We start from the raw sequence: 22268 nt of genomic DNA on the forward strand, positions 1-22268 counted from the left end.
TTAACTTGCTTTTGCCTTTGGCATTACCAGCCCGGCATTAGGTTTACCAAAATAGTATCCTTGGCCAAAATCCACACCCATGCTGCGCAACAACTCAGCATGCTCTTTTGTCTCAACCCACTCACCTACAGTTACAATTCCTAAATCTCGGCATAAAGTAACCATTGATCTTAAGAAAGCTCTGTCTTCCTTACTTTCCGTGGCATTTCGCACATAATCTCCATCAATTTTCAGCGCATCAATCTGTAGTTTCTTGAGATACTGAAAACCTGAAGCTCCTGCGCCAAAATCATCCAAGTATACCCGGAAGCCTTCATTGCGAATTTCACTTAGAACCTCACCAAGAGAATCCAAATCTGAAATTTTTGCAGACTCTGTGATCTCAATTGATAGATAACGCTTCAGGTCTTTATTACCTTTAAGAGTAGCGACTAAATCCAGCTTAAATTCTGTATCAGATAAAGACCGTCCAGAGATATTGACGGCGATTGAAGGCGTTTCACCAACATTACCAAGCTCTCTAATTTTCCGGATGGTACGGTAAAGAACTGCTTTATCAAACTCGAGGATCAATCCAACGTCTTCAGCGAAGCGGATCATTTCCCATTGACTACCGATCATCTCTGGCAAGTCAAAACGAGCGAGCGCTTCATAGTGATGAACATCGTTAGATTTCAAATTCACAATTGGCTGATATACAAGCGAAAAAGCACCTTCATCAAGAACCTTACGAAAAGCCTTCACACGTTCAGCAGTGCCACCAATTAATTCATCGCTTTTCGCCGCAATTTCCGAAACATCAAAACCATCCGAACCATCTGCAAACTGCTGCAAACTGAAAGCAAGCGCCCGCATGCTATCTTTTTCGCTTAAGTTCGCATCAGCAGCGTTAATTGTTGCAGCTTCAAGAGCAACACCCGTTGCTTTCTTGATGGTCTCAACATAATCAACCTTTTCACTGCCCTCTTTACGTTCATGAACAAAAGCAAACTTGTCGTTAGCCAGCATGGCTGCATGGCTGCCGCCCACAGAAAAGCTTTTCAGATAATTTTCCAGGTCACGCTGCTGGCCAGTATCCAGCCTTTCGCCATCCCCAGCTTCAATAACAGTTACCTGCATATTGTCTTCAGCTTCGGGATTGCCTTCAAACAAATCTTCCAGTCGTTCAAAGAACTCAGCTTTATTCTCTTCTAGTTGAGCTGGAGAAACCGTGGATGAAACATTGCTACTTTCTTTTTGGCCCAAGCGATAAGGCTTGGATAATACAATATAGAGTTCATCCGGCGTATGTGGCAGTTTAGACATGAAAATGGAATAGCGTTCTCGAACCGTTCCTTCACCGCCAACTGAAACCATAAAAGGACCAAGCCGGTTGGCACCCGTTAAGGTTTTAGCGGCAGAGGTAATAATCCCCGCGCCTTTTTCCGTAAGTAGATCAAGAAAACAAAAAGACTGGTCGGGCGTGATACCCAATGTGCTTTTCACAGCCCCATCTGCATTCAGAACCTTATAATCTTTATCCAGTTCCAACAGCAAATCGCCTACGCAAAACGCGTAGCCCAAAAACCTTCCTGGGACTTTGCCTGCAATATTAGCCACCGAAAAGAATACCCCCACAAAAAAACAAATGAACTCTAATGCCCATATTCATCATGTCTCCTAAACCTATTTGGCACAGATTCAGTTAGGAAAAGGTAAACTTCCTAACCAAACAGTCAAAACGAGAGCACGAATAACTAAACTCTAGTGTGTAACGTTAACCAAAATGTAAAATCATAAGTGTTGATTTCCAGTTTTGGGCACGCCATTGTCTCCTCTAATCACTGTCATTAAGAGAGATATATTTATGTTTAACAAGCCAGTTTCAGGGCCGAACAGGCGGCATATTCTTACAGGTATCGGTGCAACCACAGCTCTGTTGGCAACAGCAGGCACCGCAGCAAGAGCTGCTACAAAAGCGGGCTTTCATCATGGGGTTGCGAGCGGCGACCCTCTTCAGGATGCTGTTATCATCTGGACCCGCTATTACAGCGAAGATATTGCTAACAAAAATATTTCTGGCACATGGCAAATATCTGAAACCCCTTCGTTTGAGAGTGTAATTAAAGAAGGTAGTTTCAAAACGGGACCATCCAGAGATTTCACCGTCAAGGTAGATGTTAAAGGCCTAAAATCTGGTACCCAATATTATTACCGCTTCTCAGTTGGGAATGCTGTTAGCCCAACAGGTTCTACCAAAACATTGCCGGCCGACGCAAAGGAAGCAAAATTGGCAGTGGTATCATGCTCTAATTACCCACAAGGGTATTTCAATGTTTACCGTAAGGTAGCTGCCCGACCTTTTGATGCTGTACTTCACCTCGGCGACTACATCTACGAATATGGTGACGGCACATATGATAACCCGGAAGCTAAGGAAAAAGGGCGCACAGTAAAGCCTAAAACTGAAATCATCTCGCTGGATGATTACCGTACACGTTACGCCCTTTACCGCAGCGATGATGATCTGCAGGCAGTTCATGCTGCTCATCCTTTCATCTGTGTTTGGGATGATCATGAAGTAGCAAATGATACCTGGAAAGATGGTGCACAAAACCACAATGAAGGGGAAGGCCCGTTTGCCGCACGCCGAAAAGCCGCCATGAAAGCCTACTATGAATGGATGCCAATTCGCGAAACAACCGCAATGAACGGTGATGCCATATACCGTACTTTTGAATTCGGTGATCTCGCATCACTCATCATGCTGGATACAAGAAATATCGGGCGTGACCGGGGTTACGACTATCAGAAAGACCTACCTTACCGCTCTATTCCGTTTAATTTCTCAGATCAGGCAAACCCAGTAGCGGTACTAGACCCTGCAGCACTGAAGAATATTCCTGCAGCTGCGATTAAATTTATTCCAGTACCTTTTGATCTTCGCGGAAAACAACCTGTTCCAATGACAAACCTTGCGGAAATTCAAAAGCTGGACCCTAAGAAACTTCCAAAGGGTTTCAGTTACCTGCCAGATGTGGAAAAATTCAACAAAGAAATGCTGCGCTACGAAGAACGCACACTTTTAGGCAGCACTCAAGAAAATTGGTTATCGGAAGAGCTTCAAAAATCAAAAGCTGCTGGCAAACCATGGCAAATCCTTGGACAACAGGTTCTCGCTGGTAAGCTGGGGATGCCATCTATCGCCGATGAGCATATTGATATTGGTAAATCCAAATATGTTTCCAAAGAGGTCATCGCGTTTATGCGTATGTTGGGCCAAATGGGTATGCCCCTCAATCTTGATGCATGGGACGGTTATCCAGCTGCCAGAGAACGCGCCTTTAAAGCCATTAAAGAACATGCGAACAATGCTGTATTCCTCGCGGGCGATACTCACAATGCTTGGGCCTTCAACCTCACGGATCAAGCGGGAGATAATGTTGCAGTTGAGCTCGGCACACCAAGTGTCAGCTCACCCGGCTTAGAATCTTATCTCCCTGCCCCAACCAATATTGTTGAAAAGGCACTCATGGATGCCAGCCCGGAACTGGTGCACATGAACGGTAAAGACCGTGGCTGGCTAGAACTTACTATTAGGCCAGAGGAAATCTCTGCTGAGTGGTTCTATGTTTCCTCGGTTCTCGAAAAAGAATGCTCTGTTGAAACCGGCAAAAAGCTAGTTTCAAAAGCTGGTAAACACACGCTCACATAACACGCCAATCCTAAAGGGGTGGGTGAAAATCCTACCCCTACTGCCATTTACTGACATACCGATCCAATAAAACTAACTCCCGTAAAACTCATGACCACTTTTTTTAAAATTAAGAGTGACTCTTAAAAAGACATCTGAAACAGTATGGATGTTGCACCTGAGTTTTGAGTTACTATATACATATTTATATAGTTATCCTCTGCTGATCTAATATGATACCATATTCACATGGGCCAGCAGTGAGGCACTTTGTTTGGGGAGTTAACAATGTCAGACAAAAGCGAGCTGTTAAACCAGCTCAAGATTGAACGGGAAGAGGAAACACCCTCCGGCGGCGTATCAATTGTAACCGTTATTATCGTTGCGCTTCTATCGCTCGGCGGAGGTGGGCTTGGTGCCTATGCTCTATTGGGCAATCAAACAATCAACACAGAAGCAGCAGCCCCACCACAAACTTTATTACATACTGAAGCACAAACAACCGAAGACAGTGGTAAGATTACTGAAGCTGCTCCAAACAAGCCAGCACCTTCTGTAACAGCAAGAAATAATAAAGTATTGGATGCCGCTGGCTATATTACAGCCCGCCGTATTGCAACTGTTTCTGCCCAAACACTTGGCCTTATCACCGAAGTATATGTTGAAGAAGGTATGATGGTAGAAAAGGGTCAAGTTCTGGCAGAACTGGATAGTGCGATCCCGCAAGCCAACCTCAGGTTTGCTCAAGCGCAAGTCAGGGCTTCAGAAACACGCGTCGCCAGTATTCGAGCTAACCTTGAGGAAGCAAAACGTGTTCTCGCACGTAGAGAAGACCTGGTAAAAAATGAATTCTCCAGTGTCGCTCAAGTAACCAGCGCGCAAGCGAGCGTTGCCAGCCTGGAAGCAAATCTTGCCACCGCCATAGCTGATATTGAAGTTTCACGTGTTGAAGCACAGCGCCAACAAGAACTGCTTGATGATCACACAATCCGCGCGCCATTTGCTGGTGTAGTAACTGTGAAGAACGCACAAACCGGCGAGATCGTTGCACCGAGTTCTGCTGGCGGAGGTTTCACTCGAACAGGTATCTGCACCATCGTTGATATGGCTTCGCTTGAAATTGAAGTAGATGTGCAAGAATCTTTCATTGGTCGGGTAAAGCCAAACCAACGAGTAGAAGCAAAACTTGATGCCTATCCTGATTGGACAATTCCAGCTTCCGTAATTGCCATTATTCCAACAGCTGACAGGGCAAAAGCCACAGTACGCGTACGCATAAGGCTAGAATCAAGTGATCCGCGCATCCTGCCAGATATGGGCGTGAAAGTAGCCTTTCTAAAAGCATAACTGACGTTGATCAGAGGGGACCAACATGACAGACGAAACACTTTACAGCCTTCAAAAAGTGTCAAAGGGCTTTGTTAAAGGTAAAGAAAAAATCACCATCTTTGATGGCCTGGATATGAGCATAGAAAAAGGCGATTTTCTTGCTATCATGGGCCCTTCAGGCTCTGGTAAAACCACACTTCTCAATATGCTTGGAGGCGTTGATCAGCCAACAGGTGGTGAAGTTTGGTTTGATGGTAGCCGCGTTGATAAACTTTCTGAGGGCAATCTTGCCAAATGGCGCGCTAATAATATCGGTTTCATTTTCCAGTTCTATAACTTGATGCCAATGCTTAATGCAGCCAAGAATGTTGAACTCCCTCTCTTACTTACAAACCTAAATAGTAAACAGCGCAAAAAAAGCGTTGAAGCTGCTTTGGAACTTGTTGGCCTGTCTGACCGCGCTAAACATATGACCAATGAAATGTCTGGGGGGCAGCAACAACGTGTCGCTATTGCCCGGGCTATTGTTTCTGATCCGAAACTACTTCTCTGTGACGAACCAACAGGTGATCTGGACCGCGCAACCGCAGATGAAATTCTTGAAATGCTTCAACTTCTGAACCGGGAGTTTGGCAAAACCATTGTTATGGTAACGCACGATCCAGCCGCCGCCAAATATGCCAAACGTACCCTTCACCTGGATAAAGGTGAATTCGTCGAGAAGGACTTGGTGGCATGAACGGCGTCCTTACATTACTAAAATGGGTATTCAGGATAATAACGGCACCCGTCTGGGTACCTTTTTGGATACTTTGGAAACTTGGGGAAGTAACAGGTTTAAATGCTGTTATTGAAGCCATTGCAATGTCTACAGGCTTTTATGTCGTCTATAAAAACCTGACAAGAAAACCGCTAAGGTTATCCCTTACTATGCTGGCTATTTTTGTAGCCTTTACCATTTACGGTACGCTTACAGCCTTCCAGAACGCATTTGATGCTGGTGTTGAACTATCTGCTGATGATCGTCTGGTGTCCGTGAACAAGATCAACTTCACGCAGCCTCTACCAATCAGCTACGTAAACCGCGTACGCCCAATGGAAGGTGTAGCCAGCGTTACCCATCTCAATTGGTTTGGCGGTTACTATCAAGACCCGCAGAATGTCATCGTTACATTTGCTGTTGATGAAGGCAGCTTTTTCGATGTCTACGGTGAAGACCTTGTCATGAGTGAGGAAGCAAAAGCCGCATGGCTTGGCAATCGCCAAGGACTAATCGTTGGAGAATCTATAGCTCGCCTAAACGGCTGGGAAGTAGGACAGCGTATTCCTTTAAATTCAAACATATTCTCACAGCAGGATGGTTCTTCTGACTGGGACTTTGACATCGTCGGTATTTATACCGGGTCTGATCCCCAGATTGATACAAATTCAATATACTTCCACTATAAGTATTTTAATGAAACACAGTCGTTTGGCGGTAATTTCATTGGCTTCATGGCGATTAAAACCGAAGACCCAGATCTAAATGAAGCCGTTATCAAACAGGTGGATGACTTGTTCGCCAATTCACCATTTGAAACTGAAACGGTACCTGAAAAGGTATTCAATAAAGGTTTCATTGAGCAAATTGGCAATATCCGTCTGATCCTTTCTTCAGTTGTCTTGGCGGCATTCTTCATCATTCTAGTTATCGTTGGGAACTCAATGGTACTGGCTGTACGAGAACGCACCAGCGAGATCGGCGTGCTTAAAACACTGGGCTTTACATCCCCCCGGATCTTCCGAATGGTTCTAGGAGAAAGCTTCCTGCTGTCTATCATGAGTGGCAGCCTGGGTATGCTTGCAGCCATGGGAATGATAGGCGTGGTAAACAATGCACCAATCCAACTACCAACGCTTATCATGACACCTGACCTGGCTATTGAAGCATTTACTTACATGGCGCTACTCGGCTTCATCACAGGCATTATTCCCGCGGTGAATGCCCTCCGTCTCAACATTATCACTGCGCTCAGCCGTAACTAGAAAGGAACGAGACATGACGAAAATCCTTTCACAAATCTGGGTCGTTATCGTGATGAATATCACCAGTATCGGCCAGCGTATCTGGATGTCACTCGCAGCTATCTTTGCTGTAGCTGTTGTGGTTGCTGTACTACTGTCCTTCCTTGCGATGACAGAAGGCTTTTCAAAAACACTTGAAGGTTCAGGCTCAAACACTGTGGCTATTGTAACCCGCAGTGGTTCTCAGTCTGAGCTAAACAGCGTATTAAGCCGCGAAACGATCAATATCGTAACAACCGCTCCCGGCATTGCAAAAGATGCAAACGGTGACCCGATATATTCTCCGGAACTTTATGTAATCGTGGACGGGATCAAAAAAACAAGCGGTACTGAAGTTAACCTGCCAATGCGCGGTATTTCATCAGTTGGTTTTGAATTAAGGGATCAGGTTTCTATTACCTCTGGTCGCATGTTTGAAACCGGTAAAAATGAGATTATTGTTGGTGAAGGTGTACTCCGTGAGTTCGCCGGATTTGAACTTGGCACCACTGTACGTTTTGGTAAAACCGAATGGGAAGTAGTTGGAACCTTCTCAACAGGAGGTAACGCGTTCGAAAGTGAACTTTGGGCTGATGCACCAACACTTCAAAGCCAATTCCAAAGAGGCAGTTCCTTCCAAACCATACGGGTACTACTTGAGACACCAGACGACGTCTCCGGCATGGCTGAGATGGTTGAAAATGACCCTCGCCTCTTCCTTGATGTAGTAACAGAGGCCGATTATTTTGCGCAGCAAGGAGAGGCACTGAACGGCATTGTTATCTTTGGTTGGATAATTAGTATTTTCATGTCTGTTGGCGCTCTCGCCGGCGCTCTTAATACCATGTACACATCCGTTGCCAACCGTGCAGGAGAGATTGCCACACTAAGAGCCATTGGTTTTAGTAACACCTCTGCTTTCTTTGGCACGCTGGCAGAATCTATAGTGCTGTCGGTAATAGGCGGCTTTGTTGGCGCAATGGCATCCTACCTGTTTATGGACGGTTTATCTGCGTCCACTCTTGGCGCAAGCTTTACGCAAGTGGTGTTTAAGTTTGAACTAACTACAGACCTATTTATCAACGGTGCTTTCCTTGCTTTAGGTATTGGTCTCATTGGCGGCATTTTCCCAGCTGCGAGAGCTGCTCGCTTGCCAGTGATTGTTGCCTTCCGAGGAGCTAACTAGTTAAGCGTACAAGCCAAAACAAAAGGCAGAGCTTTGTCTCTGCCTTTTTCATATTTACCATTGATGACGCTACGGAAACTGCTAATAATTTCGCTTCCCTGACTAATTACTGATTAAGCGGATTTCATTATGCAAAAAGAACTTCAGGATTATCTTTTCAGCCATATCCCAATTTCAAAAGCAATGGGCGCTGAAGTTATAGAGGCATCAAATGAAACGGTAGCTGTAAAAGCCCCCCTTAACATTAACATCAATCACAAAAGCACGGCCTTTGGCGGCAGCCTGCAAGCCATCGCCACCCTATCATGCTGGAGCTTACTGCACATAAACCTGCGAGGGATGACCAATACTGGTGAGATCGTTATCACCAACAGTAATATTGATTACATTAAACCCGTAACCGCAGATTTCACAGCCTATGCCAGTTTGCCAGACGAGCGCCGCTGGCAGCAGTTTATTCGCACATTTGAACGCCGAGGTAAGGCCCGTATTCAGCTTACAGCCCACATCTATCAGGATGATGAACTAGCGCTGGATTACACAGGTACTTTCGCCGCCATCGTGCCAGAATGATTGCCAATAAAGCAGCTCGGCCTACATCATCTTCAAGATGATTATTGAGGGAGTTTTTTTATGGCAGACACAGCTGTATTTTTAGAAAAATGGCACAAGGCCGTTCATGATCAAGACCTTGAGTTACTATCCTCTATCATCGCAGATGATGCCTCCCTACTATCTCCAGCCTTCTGGCGGCCCAGAGAAGGTAAAGCAAAGGTGGTCGCTGTACTCAAAGCGGTAACCGAAACCTTTGAGGGACTGACCTATACAAAAGAATGGATCAGCGGGAACGAAGTTATCCTTGAATTCAATACTGAAGTTGAGGGTAAAAACTTAAAGGGTATCGACCGTATTACGCTCAATGATGATGGTCAGCTCGCTGAGATTGAAGTTCTCATCCGCCCAATGAACGGCCTGATGGCACTTGCACAAGCCTTGGGGCCTAAGCTCGACGGTGTTGCATAGCCCTTAAATGAAAAGCCCCGCTTATCACGGGGCTTTTTTCTTACTTCAGGTTATCTTCAACAGGCTGGCCGTTCGTCTTATAAACGGTACCGCCCTTCATAACAAAATCCACCTTTGAAAGCAGGTTGATATAACGGAGCACATCACCTTCAACAGCGATAATATCAGCGTACTTACCAGCTGATATAGTACCAAGGTCTTTATCAACACCCATCATCACCGCCGGCCAATATGTAGCGGAACGGATGGTATCCATCACCGGGATATCAAATTCATAAACCCATGCCGCCATTTCATTCCATGTGCTTTGGCAGTGGAATTTCATTGGAATACCGCTGTCTGTTCCCACAAGAAACACAAGGCCTGCTTCTCTTAGTTGGCTTATTTTTTTCTTCAGCGTTGGTTTTCTAAGCGGCGTTAGAGCGGAATACCCAAGCTGCCCCGGGTTTGAAATTGATGCTTTGATATCTGCAATCGTTTCTGGCTCTAACCCACGGTGCCAACATGTACTATCCAGTTTCTCTGGGTTATCAACTGTCAGGTCATAGTTAAAAAGTCCCTCAACGGTTGGTGTCCAGTAAAGCGGGCCACCAGCAACTCGGCCTTTTGCGGTGCGTTCCTTGAGCTTTTCCATAATATCGGCGGGATACTCAGGCGCTGTGGTTAACCCTGTGTGTTCAAAATTATCTACACCGATCTCCAAACCGCGTCTGATTTCATCTGGTCTGTGGGAATGAGCAACAACCTTCATACCGCGCTTATGCGCTTCATCAACAATGGTCTGCGCTACCTTCAGGTCCATCTTATCCTGATCAATCAGCTTGATGATCTCCATCCCGCTATCAGCCAGCTGATTAACGCGAGATTTTGCTTCCTTCACTGTTTTAACAGACCAACGGAAAGCCTCGGTGCCAGCGGGTACCTCATATTGAAGGAAAGGGCCAGACGCAAAAACACGCGGCCCCGAAATTGTGCCATCATCCAGTCGCTTTTTCAGAGATACTGTATCTTCAAGCGGTGCACCAAGATCGCGCGTAGAGGTAACACCCGCAAGCAACAGATGCTGAGCGGTAGCCGGCATAATCTCACTAGATAATTTATGGATATATGCTTTATCCCAATAAGGATAATCACTGTGCCCGCTGAGCATAAGATGGGCATGGCTTTCCCAAAGCCCCGGCAACACATCCATGCCTTCCGTTGAAATCACTTCATAACCATCAGGCACCTGGAGTGTCTTAACTGTACCGACCTTCTCGATACGGTCGCCATCAATTAAAATAACACTATTGGCGATTGGTCTGTGACCAAAACCATCAATAAGCCGCCCGCCAACCAGCGCTTTTTTATCGCCAGCTAACAAATCGCCTGTAAGCATGCTGGTGGCAAGCGCGCAAGCAAGTATCAATTTTTTCATGAAACTCTCCCCTTTTCCGAGCAAAGCTGAACAAAAATATTCAACTCAGTCAACAAGAGGAGCAAACACCTTCCTGTGAGGCATAAAAAAGGCCCGCAATAATGCGAGCCTCAAAACTTTATATAAGATAGCCTATTCCGCAGGCTTTACCTTCACTTCACGCTGCGCTTCTTTAGCTTCTTTCCATAATCGGGCAAGAGCAACGAACAGGTTCTTACGGGTCGCATACAGATACGGACGATTATCCTCAAGTTCCGCAATCAAACGCCTACGTGCTTCACCAAGATGGTGGTAAGGCATACTTGGGAACAAATGGTGTGTAGCGTGGAACCGCAGCCCAACAGGCGCCCAAAGCGGGGTAATAAGCGGGTTACCAGGCACATCGATAGAATCGTAAAACTCTTCTGTACGAGACATACGTTCATCACCTGGGTTTTTATATGCGTGAGCAACAAACGTGCGAACAGTATTCAGGATGAAAATCACCACTTCCACCGCATACCAAACACCTAAAAGTTCAAGTGGTAATACACCTGTATAAAATCCAGCGATTGCTGCAAGCCCGAACAAACACGCACCCCATTCCTGTAGTGCCCATGTACGGTCATTCTGCTTAGTGCTTTCAGGACGCTCGTACATCAGATCAACGGTAAGCGAAGATACATGACGCCATAGAAGTTCACGGAATTTCGGATGCAAATATGAAATCGGCGTAAGTACGATAAAGCGGAACGCAAATACAATAGGTACCACACCCGCCACAATAATATAAAGCGGCAGTTTCCAAGGCGTCTCAATACCAATTGGCAGATATTCACCATCTTCTTTGGTGCCGTAAATCTGCGGCTTATGATGATCAATGTGCACACCAGCATAGGTGAAAGAAGGCACCATAAGCGGCACGCCACATGTAGCATTCCACACAAAACGGAAAAGCTTAAAGGTATTGCGTTTCAGGTGAGAAAGCTCGTGAATGAAAATAACGGCACGGTAAAGCGCAACAGCAGCAACAAGTACGCCGGCAACCTGCATACCTGACATAAATGGACTGATCGTGGCCATCCAGATGGCCGCCCAGCCAATAATATTGCTCACCATAAAATCTACCCAGTAGATTGTAGGATTAGGCGTTTGCAGCTCTTTAACAATTTTTCGTGCTTCTCTCAGAGGAAATTCCATCTGAGTTACATCCGTAGACATTTCTTTCTCCGAACTCAACTAATGTGCACCTCACCATCGAGGTTGGGCGCTCTGATATCATAGTTTTCACTAGCTTACATCAAAAGCTTTGGGTTTGACCGTGGTCAAAATTGACGCACTAAACCTCTGTGCCTCTATCAGCCATGAAATAAGGATTAAATTATGGCAAACAAGCCCTACCCTATTCCGTTGGCACAATCTTAATGATAAAGGCTTTCTCTGGTTGAAGATATTTAGCGGCCAATTCCTGCATATCCTCGCTGGTAGTTTCCTTCCAACCCGCTTCCACAATCTTGATACGCTGAACGCTCTCAGGTTCGCTTTGCGCCCGACTGATGCGGCTAAGCCAATGATTGTTAGATTTCATACTGGCTTGAACACCTTCCAGAAGCGGCTTGCGTGCACGCTCAATCTCATCGTCCGTGAAGCCATTTGCTACCGCCTCAGAAATTTCAGCATTCACCACATCAATAATCTGGCTGATATCTTTTGGATCAAGATCTGCTCCAACAGCAATATAGCCGAAATCAGGGAATACATTTGATTCAAGGTTACTCACGCTCGGTGCATAAGCAGCACCAACACGTTCACGTACCGCGTCACGCACCTTCTGGTTTAAAGCGGACGTCAGAATATCCAGTTTCGCACTGCGCGTAATGTCGGAATAATCTACAGTTGGCCAGTACATCTGAAGAATGGCCTGCTCTTTACCACCTTGGTGAGTAAGTACTTCCGTGCCTGCCGATGGGAAATGAACTTCGCGTCCCGTGTCATAGGGGCGAGGCATCGCTTCACGGAGCGGTAAAGCACCAAGTGTTTGTGCGAAAGCGTCTATAGTTTCTTCCACATCAATATCACCCACGATTGTTACCTCCAAAGCACTGGCAGTAAGAGGTTCCTTCAAAAGGGTGCGAACATTTTGTTCATCAATCGCCAGCAGTTCATTTTTCTCAGGCAGGAAGAAGCGGTTGTCGCCACTATAAATCAAACGGCCGACCTGATTACCCGCTACAGCTCCCGGCGAGCTATCAAGGGATTGATATATTGTTTCTACAGACTTCCGGAACTGCACTAAGGGTTCTTTACGGTAGGCAGGATCAAGCAAGTATGCGCCCCAAAGCTGCAACTGTAGAAGCACGTCTTTTGGTGTAACTGCCGAACGGAAGCTGTAGTTATCAAGCCCGGCCGCAATATTCGCGGAAGCCGTTCTGCCTGCCAGGACCTTTCTCAGATCTGTCGCACTATGTGCGCCAAGGCCACCACCCGTGAATACTGTTCCCATCAGGATATTAATGCCTGGCTTATCTTGCGGTGTGGCAATAACACCTCCACCAAACCTTGCTCGCATTTGAACCGTATCATCCTGATAATCGGTTTTCATAATATTCAGCATGACATTATTTTCAAAAAGAACTGCTTCACCGTCAGTACCTGCAATAGGCGTACGAGAAACAATTTTTCCTGCTGGGCCAAACTCCGTATAAGCGAAAGCTTTAACCTCACCATCCTCATGCGGTGTCACTGCAACCTGCCCGGCCGCTGCTACCGCAGCCATTATTCTGGCTTCTGCGTTTTCCACCTGTTCATTGCTTACAAAGAAGAATTTTGGATGGGCTTTTGACCAAATCTCACGCATCGCATTCAGCATTGCATCTGCCGTAACCTGTTGCAGATACCGTTCGAACACTTCCATGTTTGTATCCGGCGCAGTGGCAACGCTATTACTGTGAAAACTACCGAGAATGTAATTCGCCAAACCACCATTAGGGCGCTTGTCTGCTGCATTTACACCGTATTCATAACTTGTACGCCAGTTGGCATGCAGCTCTTTAATTTCAGCCTGCGTAAAACCAAATTCCAGTGCACGGCGAAGCTCCACGATGGCTTCAACAAAAGATTGTTCCCATTTTTCAGGTTCAGAAGAGGCCGACAATGTAGCGCTCTGTGCAACTTCATAAACACTGCCAAAGTTTGCACCAGCCCCCAGGAAGGTAGCCTTTCCTTCTCGCACTAAATCTGTCATCCGGTTTGCAACAATCGAGTGTGCTGCGCGCTTCACGAGGTTCTCGACCCGAGTTTCGACAGTATCTTCCGTTTTTTCATAAGGGGAATAAAGAGACATACTGATACTTGGCGTATCTTTTTCACCGTAATGAAATTTAGCCTTTGGGGCATCATTCTTTAGGTTCGCAGTATCCTTTGCATACTCGAGATTGCGCGCATCACCTACTGGCTGCCAATCACCGAACACTGCATTGATTTTTTCCTCTATAGCCGCTTCATCAATATCGCCAACGATCACGAAAAACGCGTTATCCGGGCGGTAAAAAGCATTATAGAAATCCACCATAGTTTCTCTTGGCACAGTTGAGATTACCTCTTCAGTACCAATCGGGCGGCGCTTCATAAGACGAGAGTCAGCTAAAAGGAAATCAATACGCGCTTCATATGTTGCAAGAGCATGTGGGTTAATACCGCGCTTCTCGGCAAGCACAACACCACGTTCACGTTCAATTGCATCAGCATCAAAGGTTATATTTCCTGCCACCTCACGCATGAGCATAAAAGATGCATCCAGCGTCTCCTGTTTTACATTGGGCAGATCAAGCTGGTAAATCGTTTGATCGTAAGAAGTAGATGCATTCACATCAGCACCAAACGCCAGACCGTGACGCTGAAGGATTTTTACCATTTCACCTTCAGGAACATTCTTTGAACCATTGAAAGCCATGTGTTCAACAAAATGTGCGATACCGCGTTCATTATCATATTCATAGCGCGAACCAACACCTATCAAAAATCTGATAGCCGCCTGTTCAGCTGGACCTTCATTTGCCATCACGGCATAACGCATGCCGTTTGCAAGTTGACCGTATTTGATTTTCGGATCTGGTTTCAGGTTACTGGTTGTATGAGGCCACTGAACAGTACCTGCGGCGTAAGCTTGCTGGAAGGAAACAAAAAACAGTAACGCTATAAAAACAAACTTACGCATAAGAAAATCAGCCTTCAATATATACCCAAAATAACATTGCCGCAGCTTTGCACAAAAACTACGGCAATATGGAGGCTATTTCCTAATAATTACTTTAACCTGCGCTGCGCCGTTGCAAGAAGTGCGACATATTTTTCTTTATAAGTTGTCTCAACATCTTGGCAGAATGTCATCTTACTCTCACCACTATCACGGATTTTTGTATCTTGCTGAGCGATACGGTTACCGTATTCAAAAGACATAATATCACCTGCCATATCCTCTAGAAATGCCGCCTGAGCATCACCTTGCAGGCTGTTAACGATATCAATTTCAGGTTCAGTAAAATGTGCAGGAATAACCTGTTTTACATATTGTTTAGAAAGCAGGGTTAAAGGCTCAATATCAATATTCAACTGATGACGTTTGCACACATATTGATATGCCCGAAAGTCCGCAGCTTCATTAATATAATTATAAGCCGCCTGATTGGTTCTTCTAAACTTCAGCCAAAAATCCAGAGTAAGATTTTTCAAATCCTCCACCGTTTCAGGCACAGGCAACCCGCCCCTATCATCAAAAGGGCTTGGTGCTGCTCTATCTTGCGCACTCGCCGCTACCGACATCCCCAACAGTAGCCCTACTACTAAAAACCGCATAAAGTTTCCCCATCCTAATCAATGCTTGAATGGTGTATTTTTTACCATAAACTCCGCAGAGTTCAATTTTGAAAACTAACGACGTATAAAGATCAGGTATTACATGATTGCTGTTCTCTTTTCTGCCGCACTCCTTCTAAGCGACACGTCTTGTGAAATCACAACGTCATCCGTTACCGGAAATTCCATGCAGGGCATCCTATGGGATAAGCAAGCCATCAGCATCAGAAGTATGGGTTGTGAAGGCTTTAAGCGCTATGACCACCTGGTTTTTACGCATGAAGAAACCCCAAACGCCATCATTAAACAATTATGGGGTTTCCCTGGCGACAAAGTAACTGTGCATAAAGATGGCAGTTTTTCCGTGAACGGCGAAAAAGCTGTTACCCCCTTCAAACGCACATACAAGCTTCTTGGCGCCTACAAAACTCGCTTAAAAAAAATGGAAACTGAAGGCCCGCTAAAAGGGTATCTAGTTCTGGGCCATCCCGGGAGTTTAGATTCAGCCCGTGTTGGCCTTATCAGCGAAGGACAAATTCTCGGTTGGGTATCAAACGCAGAGCCGTTTAAAGAATAGCATCTAAAGTTATTCCTGCCCCCACAACAAAAAGCGCCCCAATTGCGATATTACGGTATGCCGCCGTGCCGTAATTTTCAAATAACCAAAACCCCACTCTGTCACCAATCATCATTGCGGGGTATGCAGTAGCAAACAAAACAAGCTCCTTCAGGGTCATAATACCATTCAAGCTATATGTAATTGCTGCAAAAACAGCCGAAAACAGGAAAAACATCATCAAGAATGCCCTGCTATCTTTCGCTTCCGCAAATACTGCCATTGCATAAACGATAATCGGCGGCCCAGGGATTGCTACGGCACCATTCATCAGCCCCGAAGTCACCCCAGCAACCCAGGCTTTCACACCACCTATTTCTGTATGCTCAGGTTTAAAGCGCGTTAGCAAGAAGCACGCAACCATTACTGTCACACCGATAGTGATGGTGAACATTTCAGGATCAATGAATAGCAGTATCTGTGTCCCGAGTATGGTCCCAATTGCAGAAAGCATAACAACCAAAGCCATTGGCTTTACTTCAACATCCTTGGCGTAAGACCGAAAAGTCTGAAGCGAAACGCCCAGTGTTAACAGCACAACGATGCTAGCAGCTGTTCCCGGCGCTAAAAATAAACTGAGCACAGGAAGAGCCGCGAGTGCAAATCCGAACCCTGTGAACGCACGCAAAACGGCAGCCGCAAATATTGCGCCTGCCATCCCTAAAATCTGAAGCCAGCCAAGCTCTGAAAATACATCAAGCATAAAATTATGCAGCCTGTTTTCCTTTATTACCAAGCCGTACTAAACGCCCCGGCAACGCTCCTGTCAATTGGTCATTCTCTACCACAACTTCACCTGCAACAATGGTAGCTTTATAACCCTCCGCATCTTGCAAAAGGCGTTGACCGCCAGCAGGAAGGTCCTGCACCATTTTGGGCGGATATAGACGAATATTTGCATGATCAATCACATTGATATTTGCTTTCCTGCCTACCTCTAAACGGCCCCTGTCATTAAACCCTGCGTAGTCCGCCACATCTGCTGTAAGCATTTGTATGGCACGTGGCAGCTCGATCTGAGGCCCTTGCTGGCGGTCACGCGTCCAGTGACACAGGAGATAAGTTGGGAAGCTCGCATCACATACGGTACCCACATGTGCTCCACCATCAGTAAGGCCAAGCAATGCCTTTGGGTGGCTCATCATCTGGTGAACCGCCTTATAGTTCAAATCCGTATAGTTATAGATAGGGAAATAGATGAATTCCCTGCCGTCATTCTGCAGCAGCAAGTCATAGATTTTGCTGAGAACTGGCACGCCATCATTATGAGCCATCTTGTAGATAGAATTTTCAATAGACTGCTCATAATCGGGGTTTTCACCAAGAAGAAACATCTTACAGGCAATGAGTTCAATCTGCGCGAGGAGTGTATCAGTAAGTGGCGGAATTGGAGTGCCGTCACCTGCCATCTTTTCTGATTTTTCGGTAAGGAGTTGCGCTTTAAACTCGGGGTCGCGCATAATCGTCACACGTTCCTCTAGGGAGAGATGACTGATTTTCTTGTAGCTTGGAAACCCAATAAAAGGGTGGAAAGTACACTGCAAACCAAGGATTACGCCAATACCGCGCGGTGCCACCTGCATGCGCATATTCATGCCTTTATCATTGGCTTTTTCCACGCGGTCGATGATTTGGTGCCACTGTTGTGGTGCGAAATCCCGCTGCATTAATGAAATTGAAAATGGCCGGCCACCAGAGGCGTCTACGAATTCTTCCAACAAATCGAATTCCCGGTCAAACGCGCCCGCATCTTCACGTTCCAGATCAAAGTCATTCACCGCCTGTAGCACACCGTGATCAAGGCCATCAAAGGCTGAAGCAATACCCATAAGCTCTTTTGCACTGGCCTCTGATGCTGGTGTCCACTGCCCATCTGCACTGCGGTGTACATCTGAACGCCCTGTTGAAAAACCAACTGCGCCTGCTTCAAGCGCTTCACGAGTTAAATCACGCATCCGAGAGATATCTTCATCTGTTGCGTTTTGATCAAACACAGCGCGGTCGCCCATTACGTAAACACGGAGCGGGTCATGCACCACTTGGGCAGCAAAATCGATGGTATGCGGGAAATCAATCGCATTCATATATTCAGGGAAGCTCTCCCATTCCCAAGTGAGCCCTTCAAAAAGCGCTGTACCAGGAATATCTTCCACCCCCTCCATCAAACGTACCAGCTTTTCATGATCCGTTTCCAGAACTGGGGCGAAACCAACGCCGCAACTCCCCATCACTGCAGTCGTCACACCGTGGTTCACGCTGGGCTCAAAGTTCGCGTCCCAGGAAACCTGCCCATCATAGTGGGTGTGAATATCAATGAACCCAGGTGTTACAATATGGCCAGAAGCATCAATCTCTTTCGCTGCATTCCCGGAAACATCACCAATTTCGGCAATAATACCGTCTTTAACGGCAATATCTGCTTTATAGGCTTCACCACCGTTACCGTCATAAATAGTACCGTTTTTGATAAGTAGATCGAATGCCATGTCGCTCTCCTGATGTTATTCCGCAGCTTGATGCTTTGCCGCATTAATTCTGTCTGAAAGTCTGAAACTACTGGCGAGCAGAAAGCCCACGAAGAGATGCCATATGCTCCACGTACCAACGATTAGCGCAGTACTGCCCACACCGCCCATCTGGGTAAGTACAATGAGCAAACCCAAACCCGTGTTTTGAATACCTACTTCAAACGTAAGCGCCCTTACCTTGCGAACGGATTTAAGTGTGAATTTACCAATCGAAAAACCAACTAGGAAAGCCAGCGCATTATGCCCAATCACGATCGGGTATATGGTGCTTCCATATTTCAAGATCAGATCCGAATTGTTGATCAATCCAGACACAATCAAAAACACCAAAATACCAATCGCGACCGGCAGGAAATAACGGTTCATCTTTGCTGCTAAAGTAGGTTTGTGATGCGAGATCGTGAGCCCAAGGGCGAGTGGGATAAGCAATGTTACGCTGGTCCCGATGATAAAGTCCACTCGGTCTATGTTGATTGTATCGAGAAGGGTAGAGGTTGGGCCATATAGGCCCGTCCAGAACAAAATGGCGAAGGGAAGTGCAGCAGTTGAGAAAATACTGGAAACCATAGTAAGCGAAACAGAATATGCCGCATCTCCACCCGCTATTCGTGTTAGCAGGTTGGAAATAGTTCCCCCCGGACAGGCTGCCGCAATGAGCATTCCCAAGGCAATTCCAGCTTCTGGCGTTATCAAATAAATCAACCCAAGCGTCACGACCGGCAGCGCCAGCAACTGTGCCAACGAACCAATCACCACCGATTGTGGGTGTTTTTTGATAAATCTAAAATCTTCAGGTTTCAGTCCAAGCGCCACTGTCAGCATCGTAAAAGCAAGCGATACAGATAAGAGCTTTTGAACAGAAGGGTCCATCTTTATGACCGCATCCTGAATAGCATCCGCATTTTCTAACATAGTCCTCCACTTCCCACTTTGTTTGTACTTGACGAACTACACAAAAAGAATGACAGTGAGCGCCGAATAATTGATATTTTACGCCAATACTAATTTATGTCAGGAATGGGCCCACATGAATGAAGGAGTGCTGGTTCGGTATTTGTCAACCATAGAGGAGGTTTTACTCCTCGATTATGGTATCGATACCGCGCGCCTTTATGAAGAAGCGGGCGTAAAGCCTCTTTCTGGATATAAGCTCTCTGACCGTGTACCAATGAGCTACTCAGATCAGTTGTGGGAAGCAGCTTTCAAGCTGTCCGATCATATGCTGGGCATGCATGTGGGCAAGCGGGTTCGCTATACATCCTTTGCTAGCCTCGGTCATATGCTGATCACCAGTAAAACAGTTGGTGACGCTATCAAGGCATCCTGCGAGAACACAGCTTATGTTGGATCGGGCAGCTTTCAGGTAGAAGAAACTTCTGAACAGTTACAAGTTACCTATTTCCCTTATCAGGAAAAAATCCCTGCCCAAACATGCCGTATTGAAGCATCCCTCCTGCCCTTCAGCCAACTTGGACGTCTTGCTGCACAAACCGCTATTCCCTCTGAAGTCTGGCTCAAACGCGAGAAACCTGAAAATGCAGATGACTACGCTCGTATGTTTAATGCCCCCGTTCAATTTAGTGCCCCGAGCAACAGCATCTTCTGGCGACAAAAAAGCCTGAAGCTTCACATGATTGAGGCAAATCCTGCCCTCCACCAAACACTGCTTAAGCATGTTAGGAAGGAGCTGGAAAACCCTTTCACCATCAAAGCACAATTGAAGGAACTGCTGGAAAACTGGTTTGCCGCCCGCCTACCAAGTGACCTATCCGTTCAAACTGCTGCCAAAGAGCTTGGTTTGTCGACGCGGTCTCTCCAGAGAAAACTTGAGGACGAAAATACAACTTTCCGCTCTGAACTGCTAGCATGCCGTATGCAAAAAGCCCATTCTTTGCTGGAAGAGACCAAGCTTTCGGTCTCCGAAATAGCAACACGCCTCGGCTACTCGGAACCTGCACCGTTTGTACGTTCTTTTAAGAAGCATAAGGGCTTATCACCAGCTCAATTTCGCTCTGCATCGTAAAAATGCATTGCAGAGATCTTGTTTCCTCACGTATCACAATGCTTAATATTATTTGGTCTGGGTTAAAGGAAGTGACCATGAAGATGTTTAAATATGTTGCCTGTGCAGTCTTTTCGTTGTTTGCATTATCGGCAGCAGAAGCTGGAGAAAAAAAGAAAATGGATAAGCTCTCCGCAGATATGATTGTGGCTGGCAGCTATGTTGTAACCATGGATGAAAAACAGCCGCTTATTGAAAATGGCGCTGTTGCTGTGAAAAACGGTGAAATCATCTATGTGGGCAGCAAAGATGATGTATTTGCGAAATACACCGCTGCTGAGATGATTGACGGTGAAGGCAAAGCCTTGATGCCGGGCTTTGTAAATGGTCACACTCATTCATCCATGGTGCTATTCCGCGGCATGGCAGATGATCTTGAGCTGATGACATGGCTTCAAAAATACATCTTCCCCATGGAAGGTCGCTATGTTGACCCTGAGCTGATTGAAGCAGGCACCTCTCTTGCTTGTTACGAGATGATCCAGAGCGGTACCACAAGTTTTGTGGATATGTATTTTTATCCAGATGTGATTGCAGATGTTGTAGATCGGTGCGGCATGCGAGCGATCATTTCTGCCCCGATGATTGATTTCCCAAGCCCTGGCTTTAAAGGCTGGGATGACAGTTATGCGGCTGGTGTTGAATATGTGAAGCGCTGGAAAGAAAAAGCACACCCACGCATCAAACCTGCTCTTGCCCCTCACGCACCCTATACAGTTTCAAAAGAACATTTAGAAGTTGCTTTCAAAACAGCTCAAGAACTTGATGTTCCGGTATCCATCCATGTGGCTGAAGATCAGGCCGAAACCAAAACCATTGGCGACAAATACGGTAAATCATCCATCCAGCTTCTTTCAGAAATTGGCATGCTTGATCAACATACAATTGCAGCTCATGTAGTATGGCCAACAGAAGAAGATATTAAGACCGTAGCTGGCAAAAGCTTTGGCGCTATCCATAACCCAACATCCAATATGAAAACGGGTGCTGGCGTGGCTCCCGTGCCTGCCCTTCTGGAAGCTGGCGTACATGTTGGCCTCGGCACAGATGGTGCCGCTTCCAATAATGATCTGGATATGTGGGAAGAAATGCGTCTTGCAGCCCTTATTCACAAAGGTGTCGCAACCAACCCAACTGTTGTTCCTGCATATGAAGCACTTAAGATGGCAACACGCGGCGGCGCTATTGCTGCAGGCATGGAAGAAACAGGTGCACTTATCCCCGGCCTGAAGGCTGACATGATCCAGATTTCACTGGATAGCCCACGCCTAACACCGCTTTATGACATCATGTCTCAGCTGGTTTACGCGGCTAATTCAAGTGATGTAGTGACATCTATCGTCGAAGGTAAAGTTCTGATGAAAGACCGTACGATCCTTACGCTAGATGAAACAAAAATCAAAGCGGATGTAGAGAAAATCGCTTCTAAGATTAGAGCTGACCTGAAAGCTCAAAAATAACCTACACACCAAGAAGGCCTCGCATCAGCGGGGCCTTTTTCAATCAATTTGAATTCAATTTGAATTGTTACTTTACCAAGCCTTAAAAGCAGCTGTGA

The 22268-nt window shown here is 46.1% G+C and carries 18 protein-coding genes; 10 read left to right on the forward strand and 8 right to left on the reverse strand.

Going from position 1 to position 22268, the window contains the following annotated elements:
* Window positions 1-1563, reverse strand: a complete 1563-nt coding sequence (locus MF542_RS05565) for an EAL domain-containing protein (RefSeq protein ID WP_247016813.1) — start codon at window positions 1561-1563, stop codon at window positions 1-3.
* A gap of 283 nt (window positions 1564-1846) precedes the next feature.
* On the opposite strand from MF542_RS05565, the gene MF542_RS05570 reads away from it, so the two are divergent.
* The 7 genes from MF542_RS05570 (at window position 1847) to MF542_RS05600 (ending at window position 9254) form a co-directional block, all read left to right on the forward strand.
* Window positions 1847-3694 (forward strand): alkaline phosphatase D family protein, encoded by a 1848-nt coding sequence (locus MF542_RS05570; RefSeq protein WP_247016815.1) that lies wholly within the window; start codon window positions 1847-1849, stop codon window positions 3692-3694.
* Window positions 3695-3961: 267 nt separating this feature from the next.
* A complete protein-coding gene (locus MF542_RS05575) occupies window positions 3962-5020 on the forward strand; it encodes an efflux RND transporter periplasmic adaptor subunit (RefSeq protein ID WP_247016817.1) in 1059 nt (352 codons plus the stop codon).
* A gap of 25 nt (window positions 5021-5045) precedes the next feature.
* The gene (locus tag MF542_RS05580; protein WP_247016819.1) at window positions 5046-5741 is read left to right on the forward strand and encodes an ABC transporter ATP-binding protein; all 696 of its coding nucleotides are present in this window, start codon (window positions 5046-5048) and stop codon (window positions 5739-5741) included.
* Entirely contained in the window at window positions 5738-7027 is a 1290-nt protein-coding gene (locus MF542_RS05585; protein ID WP_247016821.1) for an ABC transporter permease, read from the forward strand. The genes MF542_RS05580 and MF542_RS05585 overlap by 4 nt, the downstream gene beginning before the upstream one ends.
* 13 nt (window positions 7028-7040) lie before the next feature.
* Window positions 7041-8231: an ABC transporter permease gene (locus MF542_RS05590; RefSeq protein ID WP_247016823.1), complete on the forward strand. Its 1191-nt coding sequence runs from the start codon at window positions 7041-7043 to the stop codon at window positions 8229-8231.
* Between the two features lie 129 nt (window positions 8232-8360).
* Complete coding sequence (locus MF542_RS05595) at window positions 8361-8804, forward strand: YiiD C-terminal domain-containing protein (RefSeq protein ID WP_247016825.1); 444 nt, start codon at window positions 8361-8363, stop codon at window positions 8802-8804.
* 60 nt (window positions 8805-8864) lie between these two features.
* On the forward strand, window positions 8865-9254 hold the full coding sequence (locus tag MF542_RS05600) for a nuclear transport factor 2 family protein (RefSeq protein ID WP_247016827.1): 390 nt from the start codon (window positions 8865-8867) through the stop codon (window positions 9252-9254).
* A 40-nt stretch (window positions 9255-9294) separates the two neighbouring features.
* Here the strand turns inward: MF542_RS05600 and MF542_RS05605 are convergent, their stop codons facing one another.
* From MF542_RS05605 to MF542_RS05620, 4 genes are all read right to left on the reverse strand, one after another.
* Window positions 9295-10671, reverse strand: coding sequence for an amidohydrolase family protein (locus MF542_RS05605; protein WP_247016829.1), 1377 nt, complete (start codon window positions 10669-10671; stop codon window positions 9295-9297).
* A 132-nt stretch (window positions 10672-10803) separates the two neighbouring features.
* On the reverse strand, window positions 10804-11871 hold the full coding sequence (locus tag MF542_RS05610) for a fatty acid desaturase family protein (protein WP_247016831.1): 1068 nt from the start codon (window positions 11869-11871) through the stop codon (window positions 10804-10806).
* 181 nt (window positions 11872-12052) lie between these two features.
* Window positions 12053-14866 carry a M16 family metallopeptidase gene (locus tag MF542_RS05615; RefSeq protein ID WP_247016833.1) on the reverse strand — a complete coding sequence of 938 codons (2814 nt, stop codon included), beginning with the start codon at window positions 14864-14866 and terminating at the stop codon, window positions 12053-12055.
* Window positions 14867-14955: 89 nt separating this feature from the next.
* A complete protein-coding gene (locus MF542_RS05620) occupies window positions 14956-15504 on the reverse strand; it encodes a hypothetical protein (RefSeq protein WP_247016835.1) in 549 nt (182 codons plus the stop codon).
* A gap of 103 nt (window positions 15505-15607) precedes the next feature.
* Between MF542_RS05620 and lepB the strand changes: the two genes are divergently transcribed.
* Window positions 15608-16081, forward strand: a complete 474-nt coding sequence (gene lepB, locus MF542_RS05625) for a signal peptidase I (RefSeq protein ID WP_247016837.1) — start codon at window positions 15608-15610, stop codon at window positions 16079-16081.
* Here the strand turns inward: lepB and MF542_RS05630 are convergent.
* Genes MF542_RS05630 through MF542_RS05640 form a run of 3 tightly spaced genes read right to left on the reverse strand, consistent with a single transcriptional unit; the run spans window position 16071 to window position 19560 of the window.
* The gene (locus MF542_RS05630) at window positions 16071-16823 is read right to left on the reverse strand and encodes a sulfite exporter TauE/SafE family protein (protein WP_247016839.1); all 753 of its coding nucleotides are present in this window, start codon (window positions 16821-16823) and stop codon (window positions 16071-16073) included. The two genes, lepB and MF542_RS05630, sit on opposite strands and share 11 nt — an antisense overlap.
* Window positions 16824-16827: 4 nt before the next feature.
* Window positions 16828-18606, reverse strand: coding sequence for an N-acyl-D-amino-acid deacylase family protein (locus MF542_RS05635; RefSeq protein ID WP_247016840.1), 1779 nt, complete (start codon window positions 18604-18606; stop codon window positions 16828-16830).
* Between the two features lie 15 nt (window positions 18607-18621).
* Entirely contained in the window at window positions 18622-19560 is a 939-nt protein-coding gene (locus tag MF542_RS05640; protein WP_247016842.1) for a bile acid:sodium symporter family protein, read from the reverse strand.
* 115 nt (window positions 19561-19675) lie between these two features.
* Between MF542_RS05640 and MF542_RS05645 the strand changes: the two genes are divergently transcribed.
* Window positions 19676-20671: an AraC family transcriptional regulator gene (locus MF542_RS05645; protein ID WP_247016845.1), complete on the forward strand. Its 996-nt coding sequence runs from the start codon at window positions 19676-19678 to the stop codon at window positions 20669-20671.
* A gap of 77 nt (window positions 20672-20748) precedes the next feature.
* Window positions 20749-22170, forward strand: a complete 1422-nt coding sequence (locus MF542_RS05650; RefSeq protein ID WP_247016847.1) for an amidohydrolase family protein — start codon at window positions 20749-20751, stop codon at window positions 22168-22170.
* Window positions 22171-22268 lie beyond the last annotated feature (98 nt).

The sequence above is a fragment of the Kordiimonas laminariae genome (genome assembly GCF_023008165.1).
Classification (GTDB): Bacteria; Pseudomonadota; Alphaproteobacteria; order Sphingomonadales; family Kordiimonadaceae; genus Kordiimonas; species Kordiimonas laminariae.

Bases quoted from the DNA above. Each gene is read 5' to 3' on its own strand.
- MF542_RS05570 (WP_247016815.1), top strand. From the start codon at position 1,847: ATGTTTAACAAGCCAGTTTCAGGGCCGAACAGGCGGCATATTCTTACA.
- MF542_RS05575 (WP_247016817.1), top strand. From the start codon at position 3,962: ATGTCAGACAAAAGCGAGCTGTTAAACCAGCTCAAGATTGAACGGGAA.
- MF542_RS05580 (WP_247016819.1), top strand. From the start codon at position 5,046: ATGACAGACGAAACACTTTACAGCCTTCAAAAAGTGTCAAAGGGCTTT.
- MF542_RS05585 (WP_247016821.1), top strand. From the start codon at position 5,738: ATGAACGGCGTCCTTACATTACTAAAATGGGTATTCAGGATAATAACG.
- MF542_RS05590 (WP_247016823.1), top strand. From the start codon at position 7,041: ATGACGAAAATCCTTTCACAAATCTGGGTCGTTATCGTGATGAATATC.
- MF542_RS05595 (WP_247016825.1), top strand. From the start codon at position 8,361: ATGCAAAAAGAACTTCAGGATTATCTTTTCAGCCATATCCCAATTTCA.
- MF542_RS05600 (WP_247016827.1), top strand. From the start codon at position 8,865: ATGGCAGACACAGCTGTATTTTTAGAAAAATGGCACAAGGCCGTTCAT.
- MF542_RS05605 (WP_247016829.1), bottom strand. From the start codon at position 10,671: ATGAAAAAATTGATACTTGCTTGCGCGCTTGCCACCAGCATGCTTACA.
- MF542_RS05610 (WP_247016831.1), bottom strand. From the start codon at position 11,871: ATGTCTACGGATGTAACTCAGATGGAATTTCCTCTGAGAGAAGCACGA.
- MF542_RS05615 (WP_247016833.1), bottom strand. From the start codon at position 14,866: ATGCGTAAGTTTGTTTTTATAGCGTTACTGTTTTTTGTTTCCTTCCAG.
- MF542_RS05620 (WP_247016835.1), bottom strand. From the start codon at position 15,504: ATGCGGTTTTTAGTAGTAGGGCTACTGTTGGGGATGTCGGTAGCGGCG.
- lepB (WP_247016837.1), top strand. From the start codon at position 15,608: ATGATTGCTGTTCTCTTTTCTGCCGCACTCCTTCTAAGCGACACGTCT.
- MF542_RS05630 (WP_247016839.1), bottom strand. From the start codon at position 16,823: ATGCTTGATGTATTTTCAGAGCTTGGCTGGCTTCAGATTTTAGGGATG.
- MF542_RS05635 (WP_247016840.1), bottom strand. From the start codon at position 18,606: ATGGCATTCGATCTACTTATCAAAAACGGTACTATTTATGACGGTAAC.
- MF542_RS05640 (WP_247016842.1), bottom strand. From the start codon at position 19,560: ATGTTAGAAAATGCGGATGCTATTCAGGATGCGGTCATAAAGATGGAC.
- MF542_RS05645 (WP_247016845.1), top strand. From the start codon at position 19,676: ATGAATGAAGGAGTGCTGGTTCGGTATTTGTCAACCATAGAGGAGGTT.
- MF542_RS05650 (WP_247016847.1), top strand. From the start codon at position 20,749: ATGAAGATGTTTAAATATGTTGCCTGTGCAGTCTTTTCGTTGTTTGCA.